Raw genomic sequence first — 9,572 nt, 5'->3', positions numbered from 1 at the left:
CCCCCTGCCCCTGCTTCACGCCTATGATGGGCCAAGCAGTGAAAGGAATGACATGCGCCGCCTGATCCTAATGCGACATGCGAAATCTGACTGGTCCCATGGCACCAGCGACCACGGCCGCCCGCTGAACAAGCGCGGGCGCGGGGCTGCTACGGCGTTAGGAGATTGGCTGCGGGCCGAAAGCTTGGTGCTTGACACCGTGCTCTGCTCCACCGCTGGCCGCACGCGGGAAACCTGCGCGCTGTTAAACCTGCCGCAAGACAGCGCCGTGGTACACCTGCGCCAACTCTACCTCGCTGACCCTGAGCAGATCATCGCAACGCTGCGTCAAAAGGCGGAGGGTGCGGCTGTCTTGCTCGTCGCTCACAACCCCGGCATCGCCGCTGCGGCTGCTGAGTTGCTGCAAGAGTTACCCGACGAGGATGCCTTTCACCGCTACCCATCGGGTGCGACGACCGTAATGGACTTCGACATTGACAGTTGGGCGGACCTCGCCCCCGGCACAGGTGCGCTCCATGCCTTCACCGTGCCCAAGCAACTGGCCTGAAACGTAAAACGCCCCGACCGTTAGGCCGGGACGTTTGGTTCGCTATAATGCCGTAGCGCGGCTTAGTGGCCCAAAATCTGGCTCAGGAACAACTGTGTGCGCGGGCTTTGTGGGTTGTTGAAGAAGGCTTCCGGCTCGTTCTGCTCAACGATCTGGCCCTCGTCCATAAAGATCACCCGGTTCGCCACCTGACGGGCAAAGCCCATCTCGTGGGTCACGCAGAGCATGGTCATGCCCTCTTCGGCAAGCTCGATCATTGTGTCGAGCACTTCCTTGATCATCTCAGGGTCAAGTGCCGATGTCGGCTCATCGAACAGCATGATACGCGGGCGCATGCACAGCGAACGGGCAATCGCCACACGCTGCTGCTGACCGCCTGAAAGCTGGCCGGGGTACTTGTTGGCTTGATCGGGGATCTTCACCTTTTCAAGGAAATGCATCGCCGTTTCTTCGGCTTCTTTCTTCGGGGTTTTACGCACCCAGATCGGCGCCAGCGTGCAATTCTCAAGGATTGTCAGATGCGGAAAGAGGTTGAAGTGCTGAAAGCACATGCCGACCTCTGAGCGGATCTTGTCGATGTTCTTGAGGTCAGAACTCAGCAACGTGCCGTCGACTTCGATGCTGCCCTTCTGATGCTCTTCTAGCGCGTTGATACAACGGATCAGCGTCGATTTACCCGAACCTGACGGCCCGCAAATGACGATACGCTCACCGCGGTGCACCGTCAGGTCGATGTCGCGCAGCACGTGAAACGCGCCATACCATTTGTTCATGTTGTCGATACGGATCGCGACTTCGTCGGATACTTTCATTTGTGCGGTCTCAGCCATGCGAGAACCCTCCCTTAACGATGGTCAGTCGCAAGACGGCGTTCCAGCCACTGCGAATATTGTGAAATGCCGTAGCAAACGATGAAGAACAGCAACGAGGCGAACATGAAGAGTTCCCAGTAAACGCCGTTCCAATCGGTCGAAGCGAGGATCGGTCCGCGGATCATGCCGATGATATCAAACAACGAGATGACCGAGACCAGCGTGGTATCCTTGAACAGGCCCACGGCAATGTTGACGATGCCCGGAATGGAGATCTTCATCGCCTGCGGCAGGATGATCAGACGCATCGCCTGCGCATAGTCGAGGCCAAGGCTGTCAGCAGCCTCATACTGGCCCTTCGGCAGTGCGGCGAGCCCCCCCCGGATCACCTCGGCGATATAGGCCGAAGAGAACATGGTGATCATAATGACCACGCGGATGAAGAGATCGACCCCCGAACCCGGCGGGAAGAAATAGGCCAGCATCACGTTCGCCACGAAGAGCAAGGTAATCAGCGGCACGCCCCGCACGAATTCGATAAAGACCACGCAGATGCCTTTAACGATCGGCAAGTGGGACTGACGTCCCAGAGCCAGCGCGATGCCAATGGGCAGCGAGAGGGACACACAGGTGATACCCAGCATCATATTGAGCATGAAGCCACCGAGGTCACGGCTTGGGATCGCCTCAAGCAGGGGCGACGCGGGGCGTAATACATCCCCGATGAAGCCGCCGATGTACCAAACGACCACAGCAGCAGCGAGCCCTCCAGCCAGGGCCAAAGCGAAGCTTTTGTGCACCAGACGGCTATAGACGACATAGCCCGCAATCACGCCCAACAGGGCAAAGATCGGCCCCCAGATCGGGCCACCCCAGATCAGCCAGAAGGCAAGGAATGGATAAAGACCCGTAAAGAGCAGCATCTTGCGCGGCAGGTCGATGAACAGGACAGGCGCAGCAGCAAGGAACAGCAGCACCAGCGCAAGGGTCGGACGCCAGTATTGATCGCTGGGGTATTTGAACCCAAAGAGCAACTGGTGCCAACGCTCGCTGAGCACCGAAAAACAGGCCCCTGAAGCACCGTCAAGTATCTCACGGCACTCCGACAGGCTGCTGGCAGACCAGACCCCGTTCAGCAACCACGGTAGAGAGCCCGCAAGCAGCAGATACAGGAAGTAAAGCGCCACAAGGGTCAGAATCGCATTGGCCCATGTCGGGAAAAGGTTGTCTTTCACCCATTTCAGCGGCCCGCCGACTTTGTCAGGCGGAGCGGCTGGCGGCAGGGAAGACTCGCGCACGAAGGCGATGGATTCAGCATGTGTATCTGACATGGCTTAACGCTCCTTCAGCTTCGTTGCGTTGTTATAAACATTCATCACCATGGAGATGCCCAGCGAAATCACGAGGTAGAACAGCATGAGCAGAACGACGCATTCAATCGCCCGCCCGGTCTGGTTCAGGGTGATCCCGCCCAGCGTCGCGGTGATGTCGGCATAGCCCACAAGGATTGCCAGCGACGAGTTCTTGGTGATGTTGAGATAGTTGGAGATCAGCGGCGGAATAATCACGCGCAGCGCCTGCGGCAGCACGACGAGGTTCATCACTCGCCCCGGACGCAGGCCCAAAGCGGCTGCGGCCTCTGACTGGCCGCGGCTTACCGCTTGAATGCCTGCGCGGACGTTCTCGGCGATGAAAGCCCCAGTATAGATCGACAAAGCGAACCACAGCGCGATCAGCGGCGCACCGATCTGGATTCCCCCCCGGAAGTTAAAGCCCGCGAGTGCCGGAAAATCCAAGCCAATGGGCATACCCATGATGAAGAACACAACAATTGCGGGCACAAACAGGATCGCGACCGATGGCCAGAGCATCGGCAACAGACGGCCCGTGTCATAAAGCAGTTTGGTCGCGTAGCGCCGATAGGCGAAGACGCCGATGATCGACGCCACAAATGTCGCCACCACGATCATGGACCCCGGTCCCCAGACCGGTCCCGGAATATAGACACCCCGGTTGGTAAAAGCGAAAGAGCCAAGCATCATGGTTGAAGCCGGATCATCGCCGCGGAAGGCCGAAGGCGCGGGCATCGCGGCGGTCATGATGGTGTAGATGATCAGGATCCAGATCAGCACAGGGATATTGCGGAAAATCTCAACGTAGCCTGCCATCAACTTGCGGATGAGCCAGTTGTTCGACAGGCGCAGAACCCCCGCGATAACGCCAAAGATGGTCGCGGTGACACAGGCAAGGAAGGACACCAGCAGCGTGTTGATGATACCCACCCAAGCGGCCTGAAGGTTGGACGACTGGCTGGTATAGGGAATCAGCGTTTGGTTGATGTCATAACCGGCTGGATTGCCGAGAAACTGGAAGGAAATGTTCAGACCAGCGGCGCGCAGGTTGGCAGCAAGGTTAGAGCCTAGGTACCAGATCGCCGTGACCAGCAGCGCCAGCGCAATCACCTGGAAGGTGATCGACCGATAGCGGGTGTCGCTCAACAGCATAGATGGCCGGAACGACGCCTTGGGAGGGTCGGAGAATGTCGTCATGTATGTATCCCTGTGTTCCGGCTTGTTTTTTATTGGTGCATTTAGCGCACCTTGGCCGAATCATTTTTGGTCGTTGATCGTTTTAGCCGATCGTGGGTTTTTATTGTCTTCTTAGCGCGTTGTTGTTCGCTTTGGAGTAGCTTGCGTTAGTTAGGCCCAAGTTACCCGGATCCGAGGCACAAGGGGCGCAGGAATTCCCGCGCCCCTTGGCAACTAATTTAGCGTACTGGCGGTGCGTAAAGCAGGCCACCGTCTGTCCACTGAGCGTTCAGCCCACGTGCCAGACCGATGGGTGTCTCTTCGCCGATGTTCTTGGCAAAGATTTCACCGTAGTTGCCTTCGGCCATGATGGCGCGCTTGGCCCATTCATTGTCGAGGCCGATCATCTCACCCAGCGTACCCTCGGTGCCCAAAAGGCGAGCAATCTCAGGGTTGTTGGTGTTGCCGGTCATCTCTTCGATGTTGGCAGAGGTGATGCCCAGCTCTTCGGCTGCGATCAGCGCGTTCAGCACCCAGCGGGTAATGTCGCCCCACTCGTTGTCACCGTGACGGACCAGCGGGCCGAGCGGCTCTTTCGAGATGATTTCGGGCAGCAGAACGTGGTCGCCAGGGGTTTCAAAGGTCGCACGTGTGGCGGCCAGACCGGAGGCGTCAGTTGTGTAGGTGTCGCAGGCACCGGCAAGGTACTGCTGCTGGCCTTCGGCGTTGGTTTCAACAGGCACGGGCTCGTAGCTGATGTTGTTCTTGCGGAAGAAGTCCGCGAGGTTCAGCTCGGTTGTGGTGCCGGTTTGGATGCAGACGGTCGCGCCGTCCAGATCCTTGGCCGAGGAAACGCCAAGCGCTTTCGGAACCATGAAGCCCTGACCGTCGTAGTAGTTCACGCCGATGAAATCGAATTTCAGGTCGGTGTCACGGCTGAAGGTCCATGTGGTGTTCCGTGCGAGGAAGTCGATCTCGCCCGAAGCCAGCGCGGTGAAGCGGGTCTTGCCGGTTGTCGGCACGAATTCCACGGCGTTCTTGTCGCTCAGTACGGCGGCGGCAACGGCACGGCACACGGCCACGTCGAAACCTTCCCATTCGCCGTTGGCGTTAGGCGCGGCAAAGCCTGCAAGGCCTGTGGTCACGCCACAGTTCAGCTTGCCACGGGCTTTGACGTCATCGAGCGTGGCGGCGCCAGCAGCACCGGCCGCAAGGCCAGCAACGGTCAGCGCGCCAAAAATTACGGTTTTTTTCATTTTTACCTCTTCCTGATAGTCCGCCACGTTCACTGGCGGTTAATCCGACGCCAAGTGACGCCGAAAGCGATCATGTGCAGGGTCTCCCCTGCTCAATGGAAAGCAGTGTGGGCGGATTCAGGTTTGAAGGTCAAGGGCGCGATGGGCAAATTTAGAACGCGATTTGCCCATCCGCACGCAAAGCTTTTAGCAAGTTAAGCAGCCTTGGAAAGCACAATCATTGCACATGCATGCAAAAATGCCTGCCGCTTAATTTCGGCCTCTTGCTCGGCCACGTCATCGCGGCCCCATTGCTCAGCCTGCCAAACCTCATCCAAGCGCGAAAGCGCCCATATTTCCTGGGGGTCAAAAGCCTGTTCATAGGCGGCAAAGCCCAGCACCAGTGATCCGGTCAAGCTTACGAGATCATGAAATGCTGCCAGTTCAAAAGCGTCCAACGCAGCCGTCCGGCGGTGCATTTCAGCCAAAGCGTCAGGCGATTGCGGCTGATGCATAATGCCCTGCCGCGTCTCTAACTTGACGCCAAGGAACGCAGCTGCCCAATTAAGCATCGGATCCCATTCAGCCGCCTGCCGTGCCACCAATTCTGCAGGATTGTCGGCGCGGTAGCACAGAAGATCACTGTCGCCATAAGCGGCCAGCATCTCCACGACCTCCTGCTTTTGCACCGCGACCTTATCAATCGCCGCATTGGCGGTCTTGGTCACCGGCATGGTGCGCGGGTCAATCTGTTTCTCTTGCGCTTGCCATTCGGCGGCCACGGCTTCTGCCATGGCACGGGTCGGCAAGGTCAACGGGCGTTTGGCCGGTGTTTTCACCCGGCGGCCATCCAGTTCGACGGTAAAGCCGCCATCGACCTCGACCACGGCAGCATCTTTCCAAAAACGTTTGGCTTTCCAGTCACTCATGCGGGAATGCTCCAGATCTGTTCCAGCAAGGCCCGCAGCGCCGCGAAGTCCTCGACAAGATGCGCGGCAGCGGCCAGCCGTTCCGGGCCGTGATAGCCCCATTTCACGCCGATCCCAGTCACCCCGGCAGCGGCGGCCATATCCATATCAAAAGAAGTGTCGCCGATCATTACCGTCGCCTCTGGCCCGACCCCAGCATCGGCCATCGCCTGATGGATCATCGAAGGATGCGGTTTTGAAGGATGAAAATCCGCAACTTGCTGGGTGATGAACAGCCCTTCCAGCCCATGACCCGCGATCAGCTTGTCCAACCCGCGCTTTGATTTGCCCGTGGCAACACCCAAAAGCACCTCTGGTTCAGCGTGAAGGCAGCGCAGTGTTTCTGCCGCGCCGGGATAGAGCGGCGAAGATTGCGCCACACCGGCCTCTGCCCGAAGGGTCATATAAGACGTCTTATAGGCCCCAACCATCACAAGGTGATCCCCAGCAGAGCGCGTAGGGGCAAGTGTCGGCAGCGCCACATCAAGTGACAAACCAACGATCGATAGGATTTCATCGCGCGATGGAACAGGCGCGTCCACGGCTGCAAACGCCGCCGTCATCGCGGCAATGATATCAGCCTGACTGTCGACGAGCGTGCCGTCGACGTCAAAGATCACTAAGCGCAGCGGCTTGCTCATTGCAGCGACTCAAACGGGTCTTCATCAGCCAAGTCTTCGGTCCAGCCGAAGGTGTCCCAGCTATGCGCCATATGATCCGGCAGCTCAGCCGTGATCGTGACCGATTTGCGGGTATGAGGATGCTCAAACCGCATCATCCGCGCGTGCAGGTGCAGTTTCTTGGAGATGATCCCACCCAGTTGTGCGCCCCAACCATCGCCAAGGTTCTCTTGACCAGAGCCGCCGTATTTCCCGTCACCGACGATCGGATGCCCGATCTCGGCCATATGCGCGCGTAACTGGTGGGTACGACCCGTGACCGGCTCCATCGCCACCCAAGACGCCCGCGAACCAACGCGGAACAGTGTGGCGTAGAGCGTGTGCGCGCGTTTCGCACCCGGCGTCGCATCCATATCGCGCGGATGCACGGCGATCATCTTCTCGCCCTCCCCGCTGCGGCCATGACCGCCTGCTTTGACGAGCCCATATTTGATCTCGCCCAGATAGGGCGTCGGCACACCGGCCACGATGGCCCAGTAAATCTTGCGGGTCTCACGGTGGCGCATCGCCGCCGTCAGCGCCTTGGCCGCCAGACGCGTCCGCGCCAGCAACAGCACGCCGGAGGTGTCCCGGTCAAGCCGGTGCACCAGACGCGGCTTTTCCTCGGCGTCAAAGATCAACGCCTCAGACAGCGCATCGACATGGCGGTCCGCTTGGCCAGAGCCGCCCTGCACCGCCAAGCCAGGCGGCTTGTTCAGCGCAATCACATGATCGTCGCGGTAGATCACGCAGTTGCGGATCATCTTGGCGTCGGCATCAGTGATCCGCGTCCGCTTGGGCGGCGGCGGCGGCGCGCTGTCGGGCAGCGGCGGCACGCGCACCTCTTGACCCGCTTCCAGCCGCGTGTTGGCCTTGACCCGCCCCCCATCGACACGGATTTCGCCCTTGCGGCACATCTTTTCGATGAGCCCTTGGTTGATCTGCGGAAACATCCGCTTGAACCAACGGTCCAGCCGCTGGTCGCCATCGCCCACGGCGACGGTAATGGTTTGTACGCGGCTCATGCCAACACCTCTCGGGCCAACCAGAGGCCCAGCAAACAGGCGGCCAGCGACAAGATCACCGAGGCCCCCACATATGAAAATGCGACCCCTGCACGGCCCGCTTCAAGCAGCCGCAGGGTATCGAGTGAAAACGCCGAAAAGGTCGTGAAACCGCCCAGCAGCCCAGTCATCAAGAAGGGCAGCAGCAGCGACGTCTTGTCGGCCAGCACCCAGACCACGCCAATCGCCAGCGAGCCAGTGACATTGACGGCCAAGGTGCCCAGCGGAAAGCCCACCGCGACCCCGACAAGGAACCGCAAGCTGGCGCCCAAAGCGCCGCCGAGGGCCACCATGATCAGTGTTTTCATCATCGACACCCCATCGCGCGGGCACGGCCCGGAGTCAAGTTTTCCGCTTAGCCCTAAGCCCTGCAAAGTAATCCTGCCGCTTTTTCAACTCACGTTCAAAGCCGCGTTCGACCGGTTCGTACAGGCTGGGCCGCGCCATCGTATCGGGAAAGTAGTTCTGCCCCGAAAATCCGTCTTCGGCATCATGGTCATAGGCATAGCCGCTGCCGTAGCCCTGTTCCTTCATCAGCTTGGTCGGCGCGTTGAGGATATGTTTGGGCGGCGGCTCTGACCCGGTGCTCCGCGCCAGTTTGCGCGCGCCTTTATAGGCCTTGTAAACAGCGTTCGATTTTGGCGCGAGGCAGATGTAGGTCAACGCTTGCGCGATGGCCAACTCCCCCTCAGGACTGCCGAGCCTCTCGTATGTCTCCCAAGCCTGAAGGCAAAAGGCCTGCGCCTGTGGATCGGCAAGGCCCACGTCCTCGACCGCCATCCGGGTAATACGGCGCATCAGATAACGGGGGTCTTCGCCTCCCTCGAGCATCCGCCCCAGCCAATAAAGCGCCGCATCGGGGTCTGACCCACGCATGGACTTGTGCAGCGCCGATATCAGGTTGTAGTGCGAATCGCCTGACTTGTCGTACTGTGCCGCGCGGCGCATCAAGCGTTTGGAGAGCCCGGTCTTATCGAGCAATTCATCGCCCTTCCACGCAGTCACCTGTTCGATCAGGTTCAGCAAAGCGCGCCCGTCCCCATCGGCCATTTCCAATAGCGCCTCGCGGGCGTCAGGTTGTAACGGCAACGGCTTGCCTAACTCGTGCTCTGCCCGTTGCGCCAATCGTTCAAGATCGTCATGCGGCAGGCGCTCTAACACCAGCACTTGCGCCCGAGAAAGCACCGCGGCGTTTAGTTCAAAGCTGGGGTTTTCCGTTGTCGCACCAACCAAAAGGATCGTTCCATCCTCCATATGCGGCAGAAACCCGTCTTGCTGCGCTTTGTTGAAGCGGTGGATTTCATCGACAAATAGCAGCGTCCCCTGCCCCTGTCGCCGCCGCAGCTTGGCCGCGTCAAAAACCTTGCGCAGTTCCGGCACGCCAGAGAAAATTGCGCTGATTTGTACGAAATGTAGATCTGTTTCATCCGCCAAAAGACGCGCGATGGTCGTCTTTCCCACCCCCGGAGGACCCCAAAAGACCAGCGACGACAATGCACCCGACGCAAGCATTACCGTCAGCGGCGCATCGGGGCCAAGCACTTGTTCCTGCCCGATAACCTCCGCCAATGCGCGCGGGCGCAAGCGGTCTGCCAATGGCCGGTGGCCGCTGTCTGCTGCCGCTACGTCGCTGTCGCCGAATAAATCCGCCATACTACCCCCTAGGCCGCTGCGCCGATCACGGCGGCTGTGTCATGATGCGGGCGCAGATGGCCAACCGTGTCTGATGCAGCCAGCGGTATCAAGAACGCCAAAAAGT

General features: G+C 59.4%; 10 protein-coding genes. 1 reads left to right on the top strand and 9 read right to left on the bottom strand.

Annotation, left to right across the window (positions count from 1 at the left end):
* Positions 1-52: 52 nt before the first annotated feature.
* A complete protein-coding gene (locus DSM110093_RS02950; protein WP_243266612.1) occupies positions 53-547 on the top strand; it encodes a histidine phosphatase family protein in 495 nt (164 codons plus the stop codon).
* Between the two features lie 62 nt (positions 548-609).
* Here the strand turns inward: DSM110093_RS02950 and DSM110093_RS02945 are convergent, their stop codons facing one another.
* The 9 genes from DSM110093_RS02945 to DSM110093_RS02905 all read right to left on the bottom strand — a co-directional run bounded on the left by DSM110093_RS02945 (position 610) and on the right by DSM110093_RS02905 (position 9,466).
* Positions 610-1,377 (bottom strand): amino acid ABC transporter ATP-binding protein, encoded by a 768-nt coding sequence (locus DSM110093_RS02945; RefSeq protein ID WP_093927127.1) that lies wholly within the window; start codon positions 1,375-1,377, stop codon positions 610-612.
* A gap of 14 nt (positions 1,378-1,391) precedes the next feature.
* A complete protein-coding gene (locus tag DSM110093_RS02940) occupies positions 1,392-2,690 on the bottom strand; it encodes an amino acid ABC transporter permease (RefSeq protein ID WP_243266611.1) in 1,299 nt (432 codons plus the stop codon).
* Positions 2,691-2,693: 3 nt separating this feature from the next.
* Positions 2,694-3,908: an ABC transporter permease subunit gene (locus DSM110093_RS02935; RefSeq protein ID WP_243266610.1), complete on the bottom strand. Its 1,215-nt coding sequence runs from the start codon at positions 3,906-3,908 to the stop codon at positions 2,694-2,696.
* A 218-nt stretch (positions 3,909-4,126) separates the two neighbouring features.
* The gene (locus DSM110093_RS02930; protein ID WP_243266609.1) at positions 4,127-5,143 is read right to left on the bottom strand and encodes an amino acid ABC transporter substrate-binding protein; all 1,017 of its coding nucleotides are present in this window, start codon (positions 5,141-5,143) and stop codon (positions 4,127-4,129) included.
* Between the two features lie 194 nt (positions 5,144-5,337).
* Positions 5,338-6,051 (bottom strand): ATP12 family protein, encoded by a 714-nt coding sequence (locus DSM110093_RS02925; protein ID WP_243266608.1) that lies wholly within the window; start codon positions 6,049-6,051, stop codon positions 5,338-5,340.
* Positions 6,048-6,731 carry an HAD-IA family hydrolase gene (locus DSM110093_RS02920; protein ID WP_243266607.1) on the bottom strand — a complete coding sequence of 228 codons (684 nt, stop codon included), beginning with the start codon at positions 6,729-6,731 and terminating at the stop codon, positions 6,048-6,050. Before DSM110093_RS02920 ends, DSM110093_RS02925 begins: the two co-directional genes overlap by 4 nt.
* Positions 6,728-7,774, bottom strand: coding sequence for an RluA family pseudouridine synthase (locus tag DSM110093_RS02915; RefSeq protein ID WP_243266606.1), 1,047 nt, complete (start codon positions 7,772-7,774; stop codon positions 6,728-6,730). The genes DSM110093_RS02920 and DSM110093_RS02915 overlap by 4 nt, the downstream gene beginning before the upstream one ends.
* A complete protein-coding gene (locus DSM110093_RS02910; RefSeq protein WP_139226270.1) occupies positions 7,771-8,124 on the bottom strand; it encodes a CrcB family protein in 354 nt (117 codons plus the stop codon). The genes DSM110093_RS02915 and DSM110093_RS02910 overlap by 4 nt, the downstream gene beginning before the upstream one ends.
* Before the next feature lie 31 nt (positions 8,125-8,155).
* Positions 8,156-9,466, bottom strand: coding sequence for a replication-associated recombination protein A (locus DSM110093_RS02905; protein WP_243266605.1), 1,311 nt, complete (start codon positions 9,464-9,466; stop codon positions 8,156-8,158).
* Positions 9,467-9,572 lie beyond the last annotated feature (106 nt).

The sequence above is a fragment of the Sulfitobacter sp. DSM 110093 genome (assembly GCF_022788715.1).
Taxonomy (GTDB): domain Bacteria; phylum Pseudomonadota; class Alphaproteobacteria; order Rhodobacterales; family Rhodobacteraceae; genus Sulfitobacter.
The sequence above is the reverse complement of the archived record's forward strand: the minus strand, read 5'-3'. Positions and strand labels throughout refer to the sequence as shown.